General features: G+C 61.2%; 22 protein-coding genes and 1 tRNA gene. 4 read left to right on the plus strand and 19 right to left on the minus strand.

What is annotated here, in order from left to right:
• Positions 1 to 1,614: a protein translocase subunit SecD gene (gene secD, locus AB6N07_RS17125; protein ID WP_370674277.1), complete on the minus strand. Its 1,614-nt coding sequence runs from the start codon at positions 1,612 to 1,614 to the stop codon at positions 1 to 3.
• 74 nt (positions 1,615 to 1,688) lie between these two features.
• Positions 1,689 to 2,033 carry a preprotein translocase subunit YajC gene (gene yajC / locus AB6N07_RS17130; protein ID WP_370674278.1) on the minus strand — a complete coding sequence of 115 codons (345 nt, stop codon included), beginning with the start codon at positions 2,031 to 2,033 and terminating at the stop codon, positions 1,689 to 1,691.
• Between the two features lie 298 nt (positions 2,034 to 2,331).
• On the opposite strand from yajC, the gene AB6N07_RS17135 reads away from it, so the two are divergent.
• Positions 2,332 to 3,210, plus strand: coding sequence for an ATP-binding protein (locus AB6N07_RS17135; protein WP_370674279.1), 879 nt, complete (start codon positions 2,332 to 2,334; stop codon positions 3,208 to 3,210).
• Positions 3,211 to 3,241: 31 nt separating this feature from the next.
• Positions 3,242 to 3,718, plus strand: coding sequence for a hypothetical protein (locus AB6N07_RS17140; RefSeq protein WP_370674280.1), 477 nt, complete (start codon positions 3,242 to 3,244; stop codon positions 3,716 to 3,718).
• A gap of 89 nt (positions 3,719 to 3,807) precedes the next feature.
• Here AB6N07_RS17140 and AB6N07_RS17145 read toward each other — a convergent pair whose 3' ends face one another.
• The 14 genes from AB6N07_RS17145 to AB6N07_RS17210 all read right to left on the minus strand — a co-directional run bounded on the left by AB6N07_RS17145 (position 3,808) and on the right by AB6N07_RS17210 (position 18,386).
• On the minus strand, positions 3,808 to 4,833 hold the full coding sequence (locus tag AB6N07_RS17145; protein ID WP_370674281.1) for an NADP-dependent oxidoreductase: 1,026 nt from the start codon (positions 4,831 to 4,833) through the stop codon (positions 3,808 to 3,810).
• Between the two features lie 225 nt (positions 4,834 to 5,058).
• Positions 5,059 to 6,357 carry a peptidoglycan DD-metalloendopeptidase family protein gene (locus AB6N07_RS17150; protein WP_370674282.1) on the minus strand — a complete coding sequence of 433 codons (1,299 nt, stop codon included), beginning with the start codon at positions 6,355 to 6,357 and terminating at the stop codon, positions 5,059 to 5,061.
• A gap of 169 nt (positions 6,358 to 6,526) precedes the next feature.
• A complete protein-coding gene (locus AB6N07_RS17155; protein WP_370674283.1) occupies positions 6,527 to 7,177 on the minus strand; it encodes a protein-L-isoaspartate(D-aspartate) O-methyltransferase in 651 nt (216 codons plus the stop codon).
• 103 nt (positions 7,178 to 7,280) lie between these two features.
• A complete protein-coding gene (surE, locus tag AB6N07_RS17160; RefSeq protein WP_370674284.1) occupies positions 7,281 to 8,036 on the minus strand; it encodes a 5'/3'-nucleotidase SurE in 756 nt (251 codons plus the stop codon).
• Between the two features lie 21 nt (positions 8,037 to 8,057).
• Positions 8,058 to 9,353 (minus strand): serine--tRNA ligase, encoded by a 1,296-nt coding sequence (serS, locus tag AB6N07_RS17165; RefSeq protein WP_370674285.1) that lies wholly within the window; start codon positions 9,351 to 9,353, stop codon positions 8,058 to 8,060.
• Positions 9,354 to 9,392: 39 nt separating this feature from the next.
• Positions 9,393 to 10,193, minus strand: a complete 801-nt coding sequence (tatC, locus tag AB6N07_RS17170) for a twin-arginine translocase subunit TatC (protein ID WP_370674286.1) — start codon at positions 10,191 to 10,193, stop codon at positions 9,393 to 9,395.
• Complete coding sequence (gene tatB / locus AB6N07_RS17175; protein WP_370674287.1) at positions 10,190 to 10,699, minus strand: Sec-independent protein translocase protein TatB; 510 nt, start codon at positions 10,697 to 10,699, stop codon at positions 10,190 to 10,192. The genes tatC and tatB overlap by 4 nt, the downstream gene beginning before the upstream one ends.
• A gap of 78 nt (positions 10,700 to 10,777) precedes the next feature.
• Positions 10,778 to 10,975, minus strand: coding sequence for a twin-arginine translocase TatA/TatE family subunit (locus AB6N07_RS17180; RefSeq protein WP_370674288.1), 198 nt, complete (start codon positions 10,973 to 10,975; stop codon positions 10,778 to 10,780).
• A gap of 139 nt (positions 10,976 to 11,114) precedes the next feature.
• Positions 11,115 to 11,747 (minus strand): SMC-Scp complex subunit ScpB, encoded by a 633-nt coding sequence (scpB, locus tag AB6N07_RS17185; RefSeq protein ID WP_370674289.1) that lies wholly within the window; start codon positions 11,745 to 11,747, stop codon positions 11,115 to 11,117.
• A gap of 86 nt (positions 11,748 to 11,833) precedes the next feature.
• Positions 11,834 to 12,649, minus strand: coding sequence for a ScpA family protein (locus AB6N07_RS17190; RefSeq protein WP_370674290.1), 816 nt, complete (start codon positions 12,647 to 12,649; stop codon positions 11,834 to 11,836).
• Positions 12,650 to 12,680: 31 nt separating this feature from the next.
• Positions 12,681 to 13,697 carry a beta-N-acetylhexosaminidase gene (gene nagZ / locus AB6N07_RS17195; protein WP_370674291.1) on the minus strand — a complete coding sequence of 339 codons (1,017 nt, stop codon included), beginning with the start codon at positions 13,695 to 13,697 and terminating at the stop codon, positions 12,681 to 12,683.
• A 76-nt stretch (positions 13,698 to 13,773) separates the two neighbouring features.
• On the minus strand, positions 13,774 to 15,312 hold the full coding sequence (locus AB6N07_RS17200) for an SPOR domain-containing protein (protein WP_370674292.1): 1,539 nt from the start codon (positions 15,310 to 15,312) through the stop codon (positions 13,774 to 13,776).
• A gap of 60 nt (positions 15,313 to 15,372) precedes the next feature.
• Positions 15,373 to 17,124: an arginine--tRNA ligase gene (argS, locus tag AB6N07_RS17205; protein WP_370674293.1), complete on the minus strand. Its 1,752-nt coding sequence runs from the start codon at positions 17,122 to 17,124 to the stop codon at positions 15,373 to 15,375.
• A 44-nt stretch (positions 17,125 to 17,168) separates the two neighbouring features.
• Positions 17,169 to 18,386, minus strand: coding sequence for a deoxyguanosinetriphosphate triphosphohydrolase (locus tag AB6N07_RS17210; RefSeq protein WP_370678268.1), 1,218 nt, complete (start codon positions 18,384 to 18,386; stop codon positions 17,169 to 17,171).
• A 137-nt stretch (positions 18,387 to 18,523) separates the two neighbouring features.
• Between AB6N07_RS17210 and erpA the strand changes: the two genes are divergently transcribed.
• Complete coding sequence (erpA, locus tag AB6N07_RS17215) at positions 18,524 to 18,862, plus strand: iron-sulfur cluster insertion protein ErpA (protein WP_370674294.1); 339 nt, start codon at positions 18,524 to 18,526, stop codon at positions 18,860 to 18,862.
• An 8-nt stretch (positions 18,863 to 18,870) separates the two neighbouring features.
• Here the strand turns inward: erpA and AB6N07_RS17220 are convergent, their stop codons facing one another.
• Both AB6N07_RS17220 and AB6N07_RS17225 read right to left on the minus strand, forming a co-directional pair.
• Positions 18,871 to 19,848 carry a quinone oxidoreductase gene (locus AB6N07_RS17220; RefSeq protein ID WP_370674295.1) on the minus strand — a complete coding sequence of 326 codons (978 nt, stop codon included), beginning with the start codon at positions 19,846 to 19,848 and terminating at the stop codon, positions 18,871 to 18,873.
• A gap of 26 nt (positions 19,849 to 19,874) precedes the next feature.
• On the minus strand, positions 19,875 to 21,086 hold the full coding sequence (locus tag AB6N07_RS17225; RefSeq protein ID WP_370674296.1) for an MFS transporter: 1,212 nt from the start codon (positions 21,084 to 21,086) through the stop codon (positions 19,875 to 19,877).
• A gap of 315 nt (positions 21,087 to 21,401) precedes the next feature.
• On the opposite strand from AB6N07_RS17225, the gene AB6N07_RS17230 reads away from it, so the two are divergent.
• Positions 21,402 to 21,477 (plus strand) — tRNA-Lys (locus AB6N07_RS17230).
• Between the two features lie 143 nt (positions 21,478 to 21,620).
• Here the strand turns inward: AB6N07_RS17230 and AB6N07_RS17235 are convergent.
• The gene (locus AB6N07_RS17235; protein ID WP_370674297.1) at positions 21,621 to 21,983 is read right to left on the minus strand and encodes a hypothetical protein; all 363 of its coding nucleotides are present in this window, start codon (positions 21,981 to 21,983) and stop codon (positions 21,621 to 21,623) included.
• Positions 21,984 to 22,176 lie beyond the last annotated feature (193 nt).

Here is a 22,176-nt window from a genome sequence, read left to right on the forward strand (position 1 = left end):
TCAAAGCGGAACGACGGACGGCCGCCGGTAGCGGACCCAAGTCGCCACCACCAGTCGGGTAAAGGTGATGGCCGTGAACATAGTTGTGACGATGCCGATCACATGGGTCACCGCGAAGCCCTTCACCGGGCCGGAGCCCATCTGGAACAGCACGATGGCGGCGATCAAAGTGGTGATGTTGGCATCGAGAATGGTACCGAAAGCGCGACGGAAACCGGTATCGATAGCCGAGATCGGCGACCGGCCAAGCCGCTGCTCCTCACGGATGCGTTCGTAGATCAACACGTTACTGTCGACCGCCATGCCCATGGTGAGCACGATGCCGGCGATGCCGGGCAGCGTCAACGTCGCCTGCAGGATGGTGATGATGGCCATGATCAGGATCACGTTGACCAACAGGGCGACATTGGCGAACACGCCGAACAAACCGTAGGCCGCCAGCATGAAGATGACGACAGCGACGGTACCGATCATCGCGGCACGTTCGCCGGCGGCGATCGAGTCGGCGCCAAGTCCGGGACCGACGGTGCGCTCCTCGGCGACCGACAGCTTGGCCGGCAGCGCGCCGGCTCGGAGCAGCACGGCGAGATCGTTGGCGGTCTCGACAGTGAAGTGGCCGGAGATCTGACCAGACCCCTGGGTGATCGGTTCGTTGATGCGCGGCGCTGAAATGATCTCGTCGTCGAGCACAATGGCAAACAGCCGGCCGACGTTATCGGTCGTCACCTGGGCAAACTTGCGGGCACCGGACGTCGACAGACGGAAGGACACCACCGGTTCGTTGGTCTGGCTCTGGAACGAGGTCTGGGCGTCGGTGAGATCTTCGCCACCCATCAGTGGTGTCTCGTCGACCACCATCGGAATGCCGCCCGCTTCCTTCTGTTTCAGGAGGATCTCACCAGGCGGCAGGTTGCCCTTGGCCGCCTCGTCGGGCGACACGTTGAGATCAACGAGATGAAAGGTCATCTGCGCGGTACGGCCGATAATGTTTTTGAGACGAGCCGGATCCTTCTCGCCGGGCGCCTCTACCAGGATGCGGTCGGAGCCCTGGCGCTGGATCGACGGTTCGACGGCGCCCATCTGGTCAACACGGCGGCGAATGACTTCGATCGACTGCTGAACGACGGTGCCAAGCCGCTTGTCGAGACCCGCCGACGAGAACCCGAGCCGCATCAGCCCATCGGAGCCCTGATCGAGCTGGAACTCGCTCACAGCGGTCCCGCCAAGGGTAGCGGTCGAGAGTGGATTGAGCAGATTGTGAAGACGCTTGCCGGCTTCGTCGAACTTATCGGCGTCGCGTATCTTCAGCTGAACGACGTCGCCCTGGATACCAAGGCCGGTATAACCGAGGCGCGGTTCATCGCGCATAGCCTGGCGGATATCGCCTTCGAGCGCCTTGAGCCGCTTCTGCTTGTAGTCGGTCACATCGACTTGGTAGAGCAGATACACACCGCCCTGAAGGTCGAGGCCAAGGACAATCTGCCGCCCCGGAAGCCAGGACGGCCAGTGGGACTTGATCTGGTCCGAGCTCAGATAGTTGGGAATCAGAACCACGAGTGCGACGAAAATCGTCAACAGGATCGCGGTCACTTTCCAGCGAGAAAAATAGAGCATGTGCTGCCTCGGACCTCATTGGCCGAAAGCGGGCAGATCGGCTGCCCGCTTTCCATCTTGTACCAACCGTTCGGTCAGTTGCCTTCCTTGACGGGCTCGCCCTTGGTGCGGAGCTGCTGCACAAGGCCAGCGGCGACTCGCACCTGCACCTTAGTGGTACCATCACCCACGTCGAGCAACAGTTCACTCTCATCGACAACCTTGGCGATCTTGCCGATCAGGCCGCCCTGCATCACCACCACGTCACCGCGCCGAAGGTTCTTCAGCATATCCCGATGCTCCTTGGCCTTGCGCTGCTGCGGCCGAATGAGCAGGAAATACATGATCACGAAGATCAGAATGAAAGGCGCAAACTGGATCAGAAAATTGGCGTCGCCGGCGGCACCGGCTGCCTGGGCGTAGGCTGGGGTCACAAACATCAGGTCAACTCCATCGGCACGCCGCCGCCCGTAAGCCGGACCGACGAGGCACAGGGGCATTGAAGAGAAGGCGACAAGACGCCCTCTCGAAAGTGGCCGGAATATACCTAGGCCGCAGGACTTTGCAAACCAAAGCTACGCGCGGCCGCTCTTCGGGCCGCCGTCTAGGTAGTCTCCGGCAGGAATCACCGCAAAGCGTACCGGAAATGGCCTTCCGAGGTTTGCATTGACATATAGGGCGACCTAGAAAAACCAAGGGAGTACCGCTCGGTACTAGATCAACAGGGAGAGGACGGATATGAGCGCTTCCGCCATCGAGACACTGAACAGCCATCTCGAACGTATCACCGACCTTCTCGAACGGTTGGCACCGTCGCGTCCCTCGGCGCCGGACTTTCGGGCGGCCGATGCTTTCGTCTTTGCCGCCGATCCGGCTTCACTGCAACCTGTTCAGCGGGTCAATCGCGTAGAGATCGGCCTTCTCAAGGGTATCGATCGCAATCGCGACATGATCGTCGCCAACACCGAGCGCTTCGCCCGTGGCTTGCCGGCCAACAATGTACTGCTGTGGGGTGCGCGCGGCATGGGCAAATCGTCGCTGGTGAAGGCCGCCCAGGCGGAAGTCAACCGGCGCCTTGCCGGCCATCCGGGCTTCACGCCCCTCAAACTGATCGAGATTCATCGGGAAGACATCGAGAGCCTGCCGGTTCTGATGAAAATGCTGCGCGACAGCGGCCATCGGTTTATCCTGTTCTGCGACGATCTCTCGTTCGACCACGGCGACGCTTCTTACAAATCGCTGAAAGCTGTGCTTGAGGGCGGCATCGAGGGGCGTCCGGACAATGTTGTGTTCTATGCAACATCCAACCGGCGCCATTTGTTGCCGCGCGATATGATGGAGAACGAGCGAGCGACGGCGATCAATCCTGGCGAGGCGGTCGAGGAGAAAGTATCGCTCTCCGACCGGTTTGGTCTTTGGGTCGGGTTCCATAATTGCTCGCAGGATGATTATCTCGACATGGTGCGAGGTTATGTCGCGGCGCTGGAACTCGATATCGACCCAGAGGTTCTCAGGGCGGAAGCACTCGAATGGGAGCGGACGCGCGGCGCACGGTCAGGCCGTGTCGCCTGGCAATATGTTCAAGATCTGGCGGGCCGGTTAAGGCTCGAAACGTAACGGGTAACCGTCAGAATCGGGGGAGAGAAAGATGAAGCGTATCATGGCGATGGGCGCGCTCCTGCTCGCAGGGTGCGTGTCAACGCCGGTGCCGGTCATTCATAAAACCGGATCGAGCTTCGCAGAGCGACAAGCCGCGGCTGACCAATGCCGCATCGAATCGCTGGAAAAGATTCCTCAAGCGCTAGTCACGGAATACCGCCCCCCGGAATACAGCCCCGGGTTCACTGAGTGCCGGGAAGATCCGGAGAGCGGTCGCCGCTATTGCCGCGAGAGAGGTGGGTTTTTCTACCCCGGCAGCAGCCGCACGAGCGATGTCAACGCGGAATTGCGCGAGCGCTACATTGGCAGTTGCTTGCGTCGTTCTGGATTCGAAGTGATTGCCAGGCCGATTTGTGGCAGCGACGCGGAAACGGCCTATCTGGTCAGTCGCGACAATCAGGCACCAGCCGCCTCGCTCGCCTGCGTGACCGACGACGAGCGGATTATCCCGCGCGGCTGGCGCTGATCCCTGTCGCCTCGCCCCGGCAAGGTCGAACGAGACGCCTTGCCGGGAAAAGCTACCGATTGCCGAATATAGCCGCCGCCGTCATGGAATCATGAGGCAACGCGGACGACGAGCTTTCCGAAATTTCTGCCTTTCAACAGGCCGATAAAGGCAGTGGGCGCGTTTTCGAGCCCGTCGACGATATCCTCTTTGTACCGCAGCTTTCCCGAGGCAAGCCATTCGGCCGCTTCTCGGTAAAACGCGGGTCGCTGATCAGCGAATTCTCGCTGGATGAACCCTCGGATCGTCAGACTTTTCGTCAATATCTCACGCAAGAGGCCCGGCAGACGATCCGGCCCGGCAAGCGCCTCTCCTTCGTCGTTATAGTTCGCAATCAGACCGCAAACTGGAACGCGGGCAAACTCATTAAGCAGCGGGAAAACGGCATCCCATACGGCGCCGCCAACATTTTCGAAATATACGTCGATCCCATCCGGACAGGCGGCTGCAAGCTGCTCGGCAAAATCCCCGGCACGATGATCCACAACGGCATCGAATCCGAGTTCTTTCCTTGCGAAAGCACACTTTTCCGGCCCACCGGCAATACCGACCGCACGCGCGCCCTTAATCCTGGCGATCTGGCCTACCGCAGAACCCACAGCACCACTAGCGGCGGCGACTACCACCGTCTCTCCCACCGCAGGCTTTCCAATCGTCAAAAGGCCGGAATAGGCCGTGAAACCCGGCATACCCAACACTCCGAGCGCCGTGCTGGGCGGCACAAGCGAGGTATCGAGCTTGCGCAGACCCGAACCGTCGGAAATCGCAAAGCTCTGCCAGCCGGAATAGGAGAGGACGATGTCTCCCTCTGCGAAACACGGATGACGCGAAACAACCACCCGCGCCACGGTTCCACCTTCCATGACCTCCCCAATTTCAACCGGCTTCGCATAGGATTTCGCCGCGCTCATGCGCCCCCGCATATAGGGATCGAGCGAGAGATAGAGGATTTCCAGCAGAATTTGGCCATCACTAGGTTCTGCAACGGCGACCGTTTCCAAACGAAAATCGGAAATTCTGGGTTCCCCTTTGGGGCGAGCGGCCAGCGCGATTCGGCGATTTTCCAAGAGAGGCATATCTCATTCCAAACAATTGAGTATCTGCCTCCACGCTACAACAAGCCCGGAGGACGGGAAATCAATACCTGTGGGTGCGTTTCGCGTGCCGGACAAAACGATACCGTGGTCTGGCTGCGGGATCAGCGCAGCTACCGACCTGAACAATGAAGCGGCATCCAGAATATAAAAAGCCGGCGGCCGAAGCCGCCGGTTGCAGAATTGTGCTGTCTCAAATGCCGTTAATCAGCCGCTGAGGTAGGGCAGCGGATCGACCGGGCGATTGCCATTGCGAATCTCGAAGTGTAGCTGCGGCCGGCTGACGTTGCCGGTGGCGCCAACCTTGGCGATGGTCTGACCACGCAGGATACTGTCGCCACGCTGGACCAGCACCTCGCTGGCATGAGCATAGGCCGACACGAAGCCGTTCGGGTGCTTGACCAGCACCAGATTGCCGAAGCCCTTCAGCTCGTTACCGGCGTAGATCACCTGGCCGCCCTCGGCTGCCTTGATCGGAGTCCCCTCGGGCACTTCGATATTGATGCCGTCGTTGCGCTCACCACCCGGCTTGACGCCGAAGGCGGAAATCACGCGGCCGCGCACCGGCCAACGGAAGCTGCCATCGGCAGCGCTCTCAACACCCGCCGAAGCTGGCGAGGTATCCTTGACACTTGGCTGAGTCTGGTTCGGAGCAAGTGCAGCCACCTGCTGGCTCGCTTGCTGAGCCGGCTTGTTTCCAGCTGGCGGCAGCAAGCCCGGCTTGGCATCGGTAGCTGTCGTCGAGGTCGGTGTCGCCATGGCGACCGCGGTGGTCGCTGGCGGGACAGGCTTGGCGGGCGCTGCGGCAGCCACTTCGCTCGACACAGATTTCGGCACCGGTGGCTTGACGGGCGGCAATTGGCCAAGAACTTGCGGGCCAGGCGCGGTAGCTGAGGCGACCGTTGCGGCCGGCGGGGCGGCAACCGCTGTGTTCTGCTGTCCATAAGCCGGAATGACAATATTCTGTCCCGGAGCCAGCTGCGCGCCAGCAATAAGACCGTTAGTGGCGAGCAGCGACGATTCGGCCACTCCATAGCGGCGAGCGAGCACTTGCACGCTATCGCCAGGCTTTACGGTGATGGTCGTACCGTTCGAGGGTGTCCAAGGCTGAGTGGCGGCTGGGGCAGTGCCGGTCGGTGCCGGCAGGGCGGCGGTCTGAGTCGGCCTGACATAAGCGCCATTGTTGACAACGGCGCCGGGAGCCGGCGGCAGCGCGCTCGCAGACACGGCGCTCGACGAATAGGTGGGGGCCGGCGCGGCATAAGTCTGCTGCGGATAGGCCGGTTGCGCATAGGCGGGCTGCGCGGAGGTCGCCTGGGCGTTTATAGATCCGGTCGGCATCGGATCGGCGCGGCCAATGATCTGGCCCTGGTTGTCCGTCTCGGCAAACACATTTCCGAACCGGCTCACGTCGCCGCTACAGCCGGCCGAAAAGCCAGCCATGATGGCGACGGCGGCAACCTGGGCCAGGAAGCGGGAGGTCCGGCAGATCGCTAGGTTACTCATGATCATCAGGTCTCGCCTGCTCGACTTCAACTGCAATGATTAAGCCGCAGTAACGTTGACAAAGGTTTAAAGCGACAAGAAGGCTCGCCAGTTAACACCATGAAACCCACGGGAAACGGCGGATTTCCTCAAGACTTTTGGTGAACACGTTCAGCCCGACGGTCGGGACTCACAACCGTCGCGCTACGCCTTCCCGCAGCGGGAACTGCCGAATATTGCCGAGCTCGGCGCGATGGAACAGCCGACCGTCGCGTGAGATTCGCACCAGGGTTTGCGTATGGCCGGTTCCAACCGGGGCGACCAGTGTTCCCTTGTCGGCCAGTTGATCGAGCAATGCCGTCGGTACTTTTTCAACCGCACCATCGATCAGGATACGGTTGTAGGGCGCATAGCGGGTAAAGCCCTCGAGCCCATCGCCGAGCAGAGTGACGACGTTGGTGATCTTCAGTGCCGACAGGCGATCCTCGGCGATGTCGATCAGGCTGCGGAACCTATCCATCGTCACCACCTGGGTAGCGAGATGGGCGAGAATGGCCGCCTGAAAGCCCGACCCGCAACCAACCTCAAGCACCTTGTCCTGTGGCTCGATAGCGAGAGCGGACACCATCAACGCTACCGTGGAGGGAGCGTTGATGGTCTGACCGCATTCGATAGGCAGGGATCGATCGAGATAGGCGCTCGCCTGATGGGCGGCGGCGACGAACATGCGGCGCGGCACGAGTTCGAGGGCGCGTAGCAGCCGGTTATCAGTGACACCCATGCCACGGAGCTTCATCGTCAGCTCCGCGATCGCCACTTTGTCCGGCTCGAAAGGCCTCATCGACACCATTCTCTCGCGCAATGCCACAAAACATGAGTTGTGACGCTGCATTTATGACCGAGGTGTCAAAAGTAAGACCAACAGCCTTGAAAAAGCGTTTCGGTCAGAACAGCGCCTGCAGTTTTTCCATAGCCGCGCTGTCGGTGAGGTCGAGGCGAAGCGGAGTGACCGAAACTTTTTTGCGCGATATGGCAAAAGCATCCGTCCCTTGCGCGCACAACATCTCACCGCGTTTGAAGGTCAGCCAGTAATAGGGCTTATGCCGGGCATCGATGCGCTTTTCGACGTCGATGCCGTGGTCATAGGCAAAGTTACCCTGCCGCGTCACCTCGATGCCGGCCACTTCGGATGGCTGACAGTTGGGGAAGTTGACATTGATGAACGTGCCATGGGCAATCCCCTGCCCGGTCAACTTGCGGAGGATATCCGGCCCAAGCGCCTCGGCGGTCTCAAAGGGAATGCGACCGACAAAGTCCTCGTAAGCCTGACTCAGCGCGACGGCGGGGATGCCGAGCAGCGTCGCCTCGATGGCGCAGGCGACAGTCCCAGAATAGGTGACGTCGTCGGCCATGTTTGTGCCAGCGTTGACGCCGGAGAGCACGAGGTCCGGCCGGCCGGGCAGGATATGGCGAACGCCCATGATCACGCAGTCGGTCGGTGTACCGCGCACGGCAAACCGGCGCTCGTCGATCTTCCTTGCCCTCAGCGGGTCGTGCAACGTGAGGGAATGGGCAAAGCCCGATTGGTCCGTTTCGGGCGCCACCACCCAAACGTCATCACTGATCGACCGAGCAATGTTCTCAAGTGCGACAAGACCCGGCGCGTAGATGCCGTCATCATTGGAAATCAGGATGCGCATGGCCGGGTCTTCGCTTTCTGTTTAGGCTTTCTCTAGACGTGCAATTCCGCCCATCAGGGGCAGCAGAACATCAGGTACCGTTATGGAGCCGTCTTCGTTTTGCCAAGTCTCCATGACGGCAATGAGAGCGCGGCCGACAGCGACACCTGACCCGTTGAGCGTGTGGATGAAGCGCGTGCCCTTCGGCTCGCCCGCGGGACGATAGCGCGTATTCATACGGCGCCCTTGGAAATCGCCACAAACCGAGCAGGACGAAATCTCGCGGAACTTCTTCTGGCCAGGCAACCACACTTCAATGTCGTAAGTCTTGCGGCTGCCAAACCCCATGTCGCCGGTGCAGAGCGTCACGACGCGATAGGCCAGCCCGAGGCGCTTCAGCACTTCCTCGGCACAGGCGAGCATGCGCTCGTGCTCGTCGAGCGACTTCTCCGGCGCGGTAATCGAGACAAGCTCCACCTTGTTGAACTGATGCTGACGCAGCATTCCGCGTACATCACGACCGGCCGAACCGGCTTCCGATCGGAAACACGGGGTCAGTGCAGTAAAACGCAGTGGCAGGTCTTTCTCCTCGAGGATTTCCTCACGGACGAGATTGGTGAGCGGCACCTCGGCCGTCGGAATCAGCCAGCGGCCATCCGTGGTCCGGAACAGGTCTTCGGCAAACTTCGGTAGCTGACCGGTGCCGTACATCACTTCGTCACGCACCATCAGCGGCGGAATCACCTCAGTGTAGCCGTGCTCCATGGTGTGAAGGTTGATCATGAACTGCCCGAGCGCACGCTCAAGGCGGGCAAGATGCCCCTTCACCACCGTGAAGCGGGCGCCGGCCAGCTTGGCAGCACGCTCAAAGTCCATCATGCCGAGCGCTTCGCCCAGTTCGAAATGCTCCTTCGCCCAGTTGAACTGGCGTGGCTCTCCGAACCGATGGTGCTCGATGTTGGCACTCTCATCCGGCCCTTCGGGTACCTCATCGAGTGGCGGATTGGGGATCACCGACAGCGCCGCTTCGAGAGCGGCATCCAGCTCTCGCTCCTTCGCCTCACCATCCTGAATGAATGACTTGATGCGTGCGACCTCTTCCATCAGCTCGGCGGCGCGGGCCTCGTCCTTGCTGGCCTTTGCCTTGCCGATCTCCTTGGAGGCGATGTTGCGGCGCTCCTGGGCCTCTTGCAGCGACTTGATATTGGCCCGGCGCGCGTCGTCGAGCCGAATCGCCTCCGACGCGGTGGCTTCGGCGAAGTCCGCCGACTGGCCGCGCCGAACAAGAGCGTGCTTCAGGGCTTCCGGATTGTCGCGAATCCACTTGATGTCGAGCATTGGCTTTCCCCGCGCGGCACGTCCGCCGGAGCCCTCGCATCAGCCTTCGGTGGTGGAGACGTCCCGGGACTCGTCGCGCTTCTTGATGTACCTGACGGCAATAATGGACACTTCGTAGAGAACCATCGTCGGAACCGCAAGCAAGATTTGGCTCATCGGGTCAGGAGGCGTGAGTACGGCGGCAACGACGAAGGAAAGAAGGATGGCGTAGCGACGCCAGGACTTCAGCCCCGCCTCGGTAACAACACCGACGCGGGCGAGCAATGTGAGCACCACCGGTAGCTGGAACACAATGCCGAAAGCGAAGATCAGCGTCATGATCAGGCTGAGGTATTCCGACACTTTGGGCAACAGCTCGATTGCCGCCTTCCCATTACCGCCCGCCTGCTGCATCGACAGGAAGAACAGCATGATGGCGGGCATCACGAAGAAGAACACCATCAGAGCGCCGAGCAAGAACAGGATCGGCGTGGCAACCAAGAATGGCAGGAAAGCACGCCGTTCATGCTTATAGAGACCCGGCGCCACGAACATGTAGATCTGATTGGCGATCACCGGGAAGGCGACAAAAAAAGCGCCGAACATGGCCAGCTTCAACTGGGTGAAGAAATATTCCTGCGGCGCAGTATAGATCAGCCGCACATTTTGCGTTGCGCCCGCCGCCCGCTCATAGGGGATGACCAGAATATTGAAAATATTGTGGGCGAAGAAAAAACAGATCAGGAAGCAAACAAGAATCGCCGCCAACGATTTTAGGAGGCGCGACCGCAGCTCGGCGAGATGCGCGATGAGCGGCGCCTTCGACGCCTCGATGTCGTCGTCTTCTTCCTTGGTAGTCATGCGGCGCCCTCGCCCTTGCCAGCCGAAGCGGAAGCCTCAAAAGTCGGTTTACCACCCGGCTGTTCCGGTGTGATCGGCGGTGAAGCCTCAGCCGGATGACCAGCGTCGGTCGGTGCCGGCCCATCGACGGGCACCACCGGCGCCGCCGGCGGCGATGCATCGGTCGGCGCCGGAGTGGCAACAGATTCGATCGCTTTCGGAGGAATCGACGTCGTCACCGTTTTCTTCAGGTCGTCACCAAAGGTGCGCAACGGATCTAGAGTCTTCTTGAGATCAGTCAGCGGATTGGCGTTCTGGACGCTGTTCTTGATATCGGTAAGATCAGCCTCGCGCTCCGCCTCACGCAGTGCCTGATTAAACTGCGCCTGCATATCGCCAGCCATGCGACGCGCTTTACCGACCAACTGGCCGACGGTCCTGAGAAGACGCGGCAGATCCTTGGTGGGAAAGACAATGAGCGCCACAATGGCGATCACCAGGATTTCCGTCCAACCGACTTCAAACATCGCTCACTCGCCTACCATCGACGCGCGCCGCACCATCAGGCGCGACGCCTTATGGATGAACGCAAGATAGAGGATCGATCAGACCCGGGGCGGTTCGTCGGTCTTGTTCTCGACGGGCTTCGACGGCGTTTCGTCGTCGTCGTTCATGCCCTTCTTGAAGTTCTTGATGCCCTTGGCAAAGTCGCCCATCAGCTCAGGGATCTTGCCCCGACCACCAAACAGAATGAGGACAACAACCAAGACGATCAGCCAGTGCCAGATGCTCAACGAACCCATTTTTGTCTCCAGAGGGCATAGCCCGCCCAAAAGTGGCGGCACTCTTGCACAACGCACGCCCTGTCGCAACAAACCGCGACAAGGCTATGCAGGAATTCCGGCTTTCTGAAGGTACTGGCCGGCTAACCTCTATAAAGCCTCATTCCTCGGGCGGCAGCGGTTGGTAGTCCTGGAAATCGAGTTCGGTCAAAGGGTCCTCGTCGGGCATCAGCGTGTCAGACGCGTTGGGAATCGGTATCCGGAAGCCCGGCGGCACCGCGCCTTCGAGGAAGCCCGCGGCCTTGAGGTCATCAACACCCGGCAGATCGGTCACCGCGTCCAGGCCAAAATGAACCAAAAAGGCCTCGGTGGTGCCGTAGGTCAGCGGCCGCCCTGGCGTGCGACGGCGGCCACGCATCCTGATCCAGCCCGTTTCCATGAGCACATCAAGCGTACCCTTGTTGGTGGAAACACCGCGAATCTCTTCAATCTCGGCGCGGGTGACCGGCTGATGATAGGCAATGATCGCCAGGGTCTCCAGCGCGGCGCGCGACAGCTTTTTCGGCTCGACCTGCTCCCGAGTCAAAAGGTGTGCGAGATCGGGCGCCGTGCGAAACATCCATTTGCCGGCCACCTCAACGAGGTTGACACCGCGTGAGGCGTAAATGGTGCGCAGGTCAGTCAATACCTGGGGAATATTTGTTCCCGGCGCCAGGCGCTCGGCGAGCTCATCGGAACCGACCGGTTGGGCGGACGCGAACAAGATCGCCTCGGCGCCGCGGATCGCCGTCATCCAGGATTCATATTCCGCCGGATCGCGATCGCCGGCGAATAGCCGAAGCTGGCCGTGAGGCGCTTCGTCGGTGAGGCCCGAACGATTCATAGATCGCCCTCCTCAGGCGCTTCGGATCTGCCCTGCCCTTTGCGCACGTAGAGCGGCGCGAATGGCCCCGATTGCATCAATTCCATCCGCCCTTCGCGCACCAACTCCAGCGAAGCTGAAAAAGCCGAGGCGCGGACGGTGGCCCGCGATTCCGGGCCGGTCATGTAGCGGATAAGATAGTCTTCGATCGGCGCCCAGTCGGTAATCGCGCCAATCAACCGCTCCAGAAGATCGCGTGCGTCGGCGAGTGCCCAGACCTGTCGTTTGCGGACCGTGTGGACGCGTACCATATCGCGCTGGCGCTGCCGGCCGTAAGCATCAAGCAGATCGAACAGGCTCGCCTCCCAGAGCGAACGCCGAATAAGCCCCATCTCCTCGGGCGCACCGCGCGGCAGAACGTCGCGGCCAAGCCGAGACCGATCGATGAGCCTCTCGGCCAAGATACGAATCCCCTCGAGGCGTTTCAGTCGCATGGCCAACATGCCGGCGAGTTCTTCCGCCGAGGGCTCGTCGCCGGGCGTTTCATCAGGCGGCAACATCAGGCGCGACTTGAGATAGGCGAGCCAGGCGGCCATGACCAAATAGTCGGCAGCCAGTTCCAGCCGGCGCTCGCCCAACCGTTCGATGAAGGCAAGATACTGATTGGCCAGCGCCAGGATGGAGATGCGAGCCAGATCGACCTTCTGGTTCCGGGCGAGCGTCAGCAACAGGTCGAGAGGCCCTTCGAAGCCATCGAGATCGACCACGAACGCCTCTTCAGCTGTCGGGTCGACGTCGAGCCGCGTCTCGCTCCACTCGTCGGTTGTCGCCATCAGAAGGTCATCTCACCCGCGTTGCGCCAGCTTACACGCCAGCGGAATCATAGGCGGCCAGCGCGGCATCGAGCCAAGCGAGCACGCCGCCCGCATCATCATGCGGCGATCCCGCGCGTCCCTTCAATGCCCTTTCGGCTCGCGCCGCCGCTTTTCCCGCGAGGACAGGCGTCTCGGCGGCCACGGCGACCATTTCACTCATATCGCCCGAACAATGGAGAGCAATATCGCAGCCGGCGGCGAGCGTTGCTCTCGCCCGCTCGGCCAGCGTGCCTTTCAGAGCGTTCATGGAGAGATCGTCCGAAAAAAGAAGGCCATCGAATCCGATGCGATCGCGGATGATCCGTTCGATGACTGCGGACGACTGCGTCGCCGGCCTCTCCGCGTCGATAGCGGTATAGACGAGGTGGGCGGTCATCGCCGCCGGTAGATCCGCCAACGCCACAAACGGCGCAAAATCGGTGGCGACAAGGCTATCAAGATCGGCATCGACCACCGGCAATTCATGATGGCTGTCGACCCGAGCGCGACCGTGACCAGGTACATGCTTAATCACAGGCAACACGCCGGCAGCAATCAGTCCGTTGGCGAAGGCGCGACCGGCGGCGGCCACCAAATCCGGTTGTTCGCCATAGCTGCGATCGCCTATGGCCGGCGTCATGTCGGGGGTCGCTATGTCGAGACAAGGAGCACAGTCGACGTCGATGCCGACAGCCGCGAGATCATCTCCGATCAGGTGCGCGACATCTTCGATCAGCTTGGCGTCACCGGCGAGTTTTGCCGCGCCAGCCAGCCGCCGTCCCGAGGGATATTTGCGCCAGTGCGGCGTCGTCAGGCGCTGGACGCGCCCGCCCTCCTGATCGATCAACACGGGAGCCTGCCAACCGACGGCATCGCGGAAGTCGCCGGTCAGTCGCCTCATCTGCTCGGGGTTTTCGACGTTGCGACGAAAGAGGATAAGTCCCCAGGGCGCCGATTCAGCCAAAAACGCGCGCTCCTCGACGGAAAGCTCTGTTCCCTTGAGACCGGTTACGAAAGCAAGAGACATCGTCAATCCTTCCCAAGGAAAGGCCGCGCCCGATGCCGTCCGGCACCTCGACGCGGCCCAAACCATCGGTTTTCAATCAGCGAGCGATCAGGCAGTCGCCGCCGGCCGAGCGAAGCTGTTCGCAGAGTGCCACGGCAGCTTCCTTGGTAGGGGCGCCAACGCGGGCCCGGTAGTAGACGCCCTTGCTGCCAAGGTCGGCCTGCTGGATGTCGGCGACCGCCGAGCCAAGAATGGATGGGAATTTCCGTTGCAACGCGACGAAAGCAGAGCGCGCCGCGTCCTCGCTACGCTGAGATGACAGCTGCACATACGCCCCGACACCGCCACTTGAGGCAGCCGCCGGCGCAGGTTGCGTGACGGCAGGCAAGCTTGCGACTTGCGCCGGCGCGGCTGGCTGTGCCTTACCGGCCGTGGCCGTCAGATCAAGCGGACCGGATGACGGCGTGGCAGCAGGAGCGGCCGGCTTGTCAGGCGGCAGCGGTGCCGACGCCTGGGTTGGTACGGAAGCCGTCGTTTCGACGGAGGTGTCCGGTGTGGCGCTGGCCACGGCGGCAAGATTGATCGGCATCGACTGGCCGGAAGCATCGGTCAGATTGCTCGCCGGCAAACCTTGAGGCGCCGCCGGTGTGTTGTCGGACGCCACGGTCTGATTGGTCGAGGCAAGCGGCGGCAGGCCAGTACCGCCCTCTGTGTCATCACCTGCGGCGGTATCGCCGGCGGTTTCACTGCGGGCGATGATCTGACCGGCACCATCGCTCGGCGACGGCGCGGTCGTGGTCGTCGTGTTCGCGGCCGAATCGGCAGGTGTCTCGATCAAAGAACCGTCAGGCCTAACCAGCACGGTACGTACGCGACGCGGGCCCGTTTCGTTGGGATCGAACCCGGTAGGAAGCTCTGCCTCCACCTCTTGGCCGTCCGGAAGCGTGATTCGCGAGACGTGCGGCGTGACGGCCGGCAGCTCCGGTACATCACCACTGCGGGCAACCAAACGCTCCTCGCTCTTGGGCGGAGCACCACCGACCGTGTCGTAGACAGATGCGCCTTCCGAGGACGCAATAACTTCCTGAGCGTTGGGATCCGGCTTGACCTTGTAAGGACCGTCGGGTGCCTTCACAACCACGGCCTCGCGGAACCCCGTCGAACCGCCAAAGAACGCCCAACCGGCAAAGCCGGTGGCCATAACGAGGACCGCCGCGGCGACAGCCGTCATGAGGCGACGACGACCGTGTGTGTTGGCGGGCTCAACCTCCGCGTCACCAACATGTGGGGGAAGGACACCGAATTCGTCAACGACCGGATCGACGCCATCGCGTTCGAACTCAGCCATGAACTCATCGAGAGCCTGATCGTCCCATGGATCATAAGCCTGGTTGGCTTTGCGCGCACTGGCCGGCTTGTAGACTTGGCCGGTGCGTACATCGACCGGATTCATCGAAGCTATGTCCTGCTCCAGTTCGGCAGCGAGAGCGTCGACGAACTGGTCCATATCGGCGTCGCTGGCTTCACGACCGCTGAGGAGATCTTCATAGAAGCGTTCATCCTCGCTGAGCCGCCCATCGCTGCCGGATACGGCGGGCCGCGTGGAGGACTGTTCGGCTGCGCTGCTCCTAACCATCGGCGTCGCTCTTCCCGTTTCACTTCGCCACCGCCAGGATCAGACGATCCGCCTAGGCGATTATCTCATCTCTTCGGGCGCATTGACGCCAAGAACCTCAAGGCCCGACGCGATAACGTTCCTGACCGCCTTGACCAGAGCCAAGCGCGCATGGGTCAACAGTGGTTCATCAGGGTTAACAAAACGCAAACTTACATTTTCCTTGCCAGCGTTCCAATGTCCATGGAAGTCGCTAGCCAGTTCATACAGATAAAATGCGACCCGGTGTGGCTCATGAGAACCGGCAGCGGCGTCAACAACGCGTGGAAATTCCGCCAATTTCCGTATCAGCGCCAGTTCAGACGGATCGGCAAGCAGTTCCAATGGCGCAGCCGATTCGTCGGCCGCAGCCGCTTCGGGCGCCGTTTCGCGGGCTTGGCGCAGGATGGAATAGCAGCGAGCGTGGGCGTACTGGACGTAGAAGACAGGGTTGTCCTTGCTCTGTTCCTTGACTTTAACGAAGTCAAAATCGAGCGGCGCGTCGTTCTTGCGCATGAGCATCATGAAGCGCACCGCATCGCGGCCGACCTCTTCGACAACTTCGGCCAGCGTCACGAAGTCGCCGGAACGTTTGCTCATCTTCACGGGCTCGCCGCCCCGATAGAGCTTCACCAGTTGGCAAAGGCGAACGATGACCTCAACCGTGCCACCGGAAATGGCGCTGCCGACGGCCTCGAGCCGCTTGACGTAACCGCCGTGATCGGCGCCGAGAATAAAGATCATCTGCTTGAAGCCGCGCTGATACTTCGAGCGCATATAGGCGACGTCGGCGGCGAAATAGGTGTAGCTCCCGTCTGACTTGACCAAGGCACGGTCGACATCGTCGCCGGCATTGGAGGAGCGGAACAGCACCTGCTCGCGATCCTCCCAGTCGTCGGGCAACTGGCCCTTGGGCGGCGGCAGGCGGCCGTCATAGACGAGGTCGCGCTGGCGAAACTCCTCGATCATCTCAGCGATCTCGGAAGGCTCGTTGCCGCGCGGGTCGTGCAGCGTCTTCTCGGAAAAAAACAGGTCATGCCGCACACCGAGCATCGCTAGATCGGCCCGGATCATGTCCATCATCATGTCGACGGCGAGCTTCTTGATAACCGGAAGCCACTCGGACTCAGGCATAGTCAGCAGCCGATCACCCCATGTGGCCTTGAGCGCTTCGCCAACCGGCTTCAGATAGTCGCCAGGATAGAGGCCTTCGGGAATTTCGATCGTCTCACCGAGAGCCTCGCGGTAGCGCAGAAAGACAGAGCGGGCCAGCACGTCGATCTGACCACCGGCGTCATTGATGTAATATTCCTTGGTGACATCGAAGCCGGCCTTGGCCAGCAACTGGGCCAACGCATCGCCCACGACGGCGCCCCGGCAATGGCCAACATGCATCGGGCCTGTTGGGTTGGCAGACACATATTCGACGTTGACCTTGAGGCTCTTGCCGAGGCTGGTCGCGCCGACGTCGAGGCCCTCGGCCAGCGACACTTTCAGGAAATTGGTCCAGAAGGCCGGGGAAATGCGGAGGTTGATGAACCCAGGGCCAGCCACTTCGACCGCCTCGACATCCGGATCGCTCCGGAGCATCGCGGCGATATCCTCGGCGAGGTCGCGCGGCTTCTTGCCCAGCGGCTTTGCCAAGAGCATGGCGGCGTTGGTGGCAACATCGCCATGGCTCGCATCGCGCGGCGGCTCGACGGCGATGCGGGAGAGCACATCAGCGGGAACGTCAAGCAGCAAAGAAGCGATGGCCGAGCGAATGCGCTCGCCGAACACCTGGAAGATATTCATCGGGTACCTCGTGGGAGCCGGATTCCGGCCATTCGGCGAGGGGCCTAGCGCAATTCCGGCGTATCGTCAAACCAGCGACGGTGTTCCTGGATGGCGAAACGGTCGGTCATGCCGGCAATATAGTCGCCCACGCGCCGGGCGAGAGCTGTCTCATCGCTGGCATCTAGGTCGCGCCGCCATTCCTCCGGCATGAAGTCCGGATGGGTGACGTATTTGTCAAACAGGTCCTTGACCACACGGTCGGCATCGCGGCGCACCCGCATCACCTCGGGGTGCCGGTACATGCGAGGGAAGAGAAACCCTTTGATGGCCGCATCGACGGCGGCCATCTTCTCGGAAAAGGTGACGATGGTGTGGCCGGCCTGCCGGATGTCGTCGGACGACAGTGGATTGATCGCGGCGAGCCGGGCGAGCGCGGCTGCGATCACGTCCTCGACCATGGCGGTGATCAGCCGACGGGTGATTTCATGGATGGTGCGGTGTCGGTCGAGGCCTGGGTATTTAGCCTCGATCGCCTCGAGGAAGCCGCCGATAAGCGGCAACGGCCTGAGATCATTGAGAGAAAACAACCCGGCGCGCAAACCATCGTCAATGTCGTGTGCGTCATAAGCGATATCGTCGGCGATCGCAGCACACTGCGCCTCGGCGCTGGCATATGTGCCGAGCTTGAGGGACTGTAGGTCTGGGTAAGCAAGCAGTGCCACCGGCAGTCCTCGCTCGGCGTGCCGGCCGATCGCCTTGCCGTCCGCGTCGGTCAGCGGACCGTTATGCTTGACGAGGCCCTCCAGCGTTTCCCAAGACAGGTTGAGCCCATCAAACTCGGCGTAGGAGTGTTCCAGCTCGGTAACCGCCCGGAAGGACTGAGCATTGTGATCGAATCCGCCAAAGCCGGTAAGGCAGGCATCGAGCGCATCTTCGCCGGTGTGGCCGAACGGCGTATGACCGAGGTCATGGGCGAGCGCCAATGCCTCGGCGAGATCCTCGTTGAGCCTCAGCGCGCGGGCGAGCGCGCGGGCGATTTGCGCCACTTCCAGCGTATGGGTGAGGCGGGTCCGGTAATGGTCGCCTTCATGAAAGACGAAAACCTGCGTCTTGTGCTTCAGGCGGCGGAAGGTGGTGGAGTGGATGATGCGATCGCGATCGCGTTGGAACGGCGTGCGTGTCGGGCTCGCTGACTCGGAATAACGCCGGCCGAGACTCTCCTCGGGATGGACGGCGAAAAGTGCCAGCGGCTCAGTACCAAACCCAAGACCTGCCACGATGACCTCCCGACCCCTTGTTCAGCCTCGGCAAACGCGCATGACGGGCTCTCGCAGCCGTCATTTGACTTTGCCATCCGCTGCCTTACGTATGTCAGCAGGGATCACACATTCAAGTCATTCGAGCCCTAGGAACCATCATGGAAGCTCTCGCCGCCAACATCACCATGACCGCCGGTGCCGCGCGTCGGATTTTCAAGGTATTGGAGAAGCAGCCGAGCAAGACGGCGTTGCGGATCTCGGTCGAGGGTGGTGGCTGCTCCGGATTTTCCTATCACTTCGACCTCGTCGAGGGGCAAAATGCCGATGATCTCGCCGTCACGCGCGATGGCGCGACGGTGCTGATCGATGCGGTTTCGCTGCCTTTCATGGACGGCTCCGAGATCGACTTCGTCGACGACCTGATGGGCCAGTCCTTCAAGATCAACAATCCGAACGCCACATCCAGCTGCGGCTGCGGCACATCATTTTCCGTCTGATGCCGAATTCAGACGGTCAGTAGCGTCGAGCCGACTGTCTCCCGAGCCTCCATGGCCTTGTGGCAGGCGACGGCGTTCGTCAGCGCGAACTTCTGTCCGACATTGATCGTCACCACCTCATTGCGTATCTGCTCGAACAGGTCCTCGGCGCAAGCATCGAGGTCAGCGCGCGTCGCGGTGTAGTGGCCGAGCGTCGGGCGGGTCGCATAAAGCGATCCTTTCTGCGACAGTATACCGAGACTGAATTCCGATACCGGCCCCGAGGAGTTGCCGAAGGAGACGAACAGGCCGCGCGGCTTCAAACAGTCGAGCGAGGCCGGGAACGTGTCCTTGCCAACCGAATCATAGACGACGTCGCACTTGGCGCCGCGGGTTATCTCACCCACGCGGGCGACGAAGTCTTCCGCGCGATAGTTGATCACATGGGTGTAGCCGCAGGCCCTCGCGATCTCCGCCTTCTCTTCCGAACCGACCGTGGCGATGGACGTCGCACCGATCGACTTTAGCCATTGGCCGGCGATCTGACCGACACCACCGGCGCCAGCATGAAACAGCACGGTATGGTCACGCGTCACCTGAAAGGTCTGGCGCAGCAGATATTGCACCGTCATGCCCTTGAGGAGGCTCGCCGCGACGGTAAAGCCATCGATGTCGTCGGGAACGCGGACGAGCCGCTGCGCCGAGATGAGGCGCGCTTCGACGTAGGCGCCAACCGATCCGGCATAGGCAACACGATCGCCCGGATGAAACTGAACAACACCCTCACCCACCTTTTCCACGATGCCGACAGCCTCGGCGCCCGGGATGAACGGCAAGCCGGCCGGCGCGGGGTAGATCCCATTGCGATAGTAGGTGTCGATGAAGTTCACGCCAATCGCCGTGTGCCTGAGGCGCACCTCACCCGGACCGGGCATACCGACTTCGACTTCCTCGACGGACATCACTTCGGGTCCGCCCGTTTGACGGACGACAATCGCCTTCACCATGGCCTTCACTCCCGGAAATCGGCGGGTTACGTGGTTGAAATCTTCGTATCACCAACGGCGGCAGGCCCGCCAACTATCTTTTGTTGGCTGCCGAGATCGGCCGGCGGCGGATCGGCTTCACGGGCAAAGACGCCCGACATCGCCACGAAGGGCAACATCATGAGGAATGCCGCCGTCAGGCCGAAATGCTGCGCTACAAAGCCGACGCCGGGAGGGGCCAACAGGAAGATCGAGGTGATGATCATCGACATGGCAGCCACGTTGCGCGCCGCGTCGCCCGGCTTGTCACCGGCCGCCGCCACGCCGATCGGCATGACCAGCGACACGCCAACACCCATCAGTGCCAATGACAAACCGGAGATGGCGATGTGTGGCGAGAAGATGAAACCGACCAGCCCTATGGCCGTCATGGTAGCGCAGACGCGGACGATGCTTGACGCACGATAGCGCGCCCGGAACCAGTCGCCCAACACCCGGCCGACAAACATTGTAAGCGGGAAGGTGCCGTAGGCGGCCGACGTCCAAAACGGACTTGGCTGGAGCCGTTCGCGCAGGAACAGCGTACCCCAATCATAAACCGCGCCCTCTGCCAGCGTCACGCCGGTTGCCATGATGCAGAGACCTACCAAACTGAGGCTTGGTATGGTGAATAGCGGCGGCTTGGCTCCCCCGACCGGACGAAGGATCCGTTCATACATCGGTTGAGGCAGCAGTCGCGCGATCCCGCCACAAGCGACGATGCCGAGAGCCCCCACCGTGGCGAGGTGCCAGACCAAGGGCACGCCAAACTGGCCGAACAGGCCTGCTGAAAGCGCCCCGCAGACAAAGCCAAGGCTCCAATAGCCGTGGCACTGGGCCATGTATTTACCGCCGGAGGTCGTCTCGAGGCGTTGGACGCCGGCATTGCCACCGATCTCGAACAATGTATTGCCAACGCCGGCGAAGAACAGCACGGCGGCGAGGATCGTCCAGTGACCTGCGAGACCGATGCCGAGTACCATCATCGCGGCGAGCACAAGCCCCCACACGCCGACGCGGGCAGCGGCGAAGCGATCCATCAGCGGCCCGGCGATGGGCGCCGTGACCAGTGCCCCCACGGGCCCTAGAAACAACGCCAGCCCCATTGTCGCCTTGTCGACGCCAAGATGGGCAAGCAGGTCCGGCATGCGCGTCAGCCAGTTGGCTGTGAGAAAGGACGAGCCGAAATAAAGGGTGCCGATACGCAGGGCGGTAAACACGGGCCTCACCGATCAATAGGAAAAGAGGCGGATTCGCTTGCGGAAACCGCCCAATAATCCTGAAATTCATAAAACGATTCAAACGTTCAACGCAATGCCCGGCATAAGACCCGGGTCGGCTTCGCAGATGTTCGAAGCGGAGCCGTGCTATCTCGGACACACAGAAAAGCGGGCGCGGCTTTGTCTGGAGAGAGAAAAACGCCCTGCCCTCGGTTGCCATGTCGGTTCGGGTCGAGTATGTGAAAGCCCGTTCGCGCCGTCCCCGTTGCGGGTTATACTCGGCGAAAGTGGTAGTTGCCGCTGCGATCAAGGTGGGAGCGCGTAGCTCAGTCGGTAGAGCACGTGACTTTTAATCATGGGGTCATGGGTTCGAATCCCATCGCGCTCACCAATCTTTTCAATGGGTTAGAAGCAGACAGAATAGAACCAGACCAGAACATGCGACTGTTTGCGAGGCTTTGCGACTAGTCGCACAACTCGCACGTGCGACCAGTCGTTCTATTTGCGTACTCATGGTCGTTTTGCCCCTCGATGTCAGGGGCTCTTCTTTTCTGGCTCACTCTTTGAAGGCTCGAGTTCTTTTGGCAAAGGCTTCGAAGAGCGGCGTCGATGGACTTCGGCGGCAAAAGCGCGACGGTCTTCGTTCTGAGAGGCATCGCCAGCAACAGCAAATGGAAGGCCGAACGGACCAAGAAACAGGCCTAAAGCCAGGCCGGTGACTGCTCGTTCCGCCGTCTTGTCATCGTAGGTCAACGCCTTCTCTCGGATCGAAAGGCACTCCGGGCTATCGAACTTCAGGTCCTTTTCCGCAGCGAATTTTTCAGCATAGATTTGTGGTTTCGGCGCGCACGCGAAAAGAGCGACGCACGCGGCGACGACAAGCAAAGACAAACGCATTACAGCCCCCAACATTGAGGGCCTTTGCGTTGCGAGCCGTCGCCGCCCTATCAACCCTGGGTGGTTTTCGCATCCATCCAGGCGATCAGCTTTTCAATGGCATGCTCGGCCATTCCCGGGGGGAAGCCGAGATCGGCGCACGAGCGAGACTCTTCGGCTCTGGTAGCCCCGGAGCGGTTCAAACCGACTGCGC

The sequence above is a fragment of the Pleomorphomonas sp. PLEO genome (assembly GCF_041320595.1).
Taxonomy (GTDB): Bacteria; Pseudomonadota; Alphaproteobacteria; order Rhizobiales; family Pleomorphomonadaceae; genus Pleomorphomonas.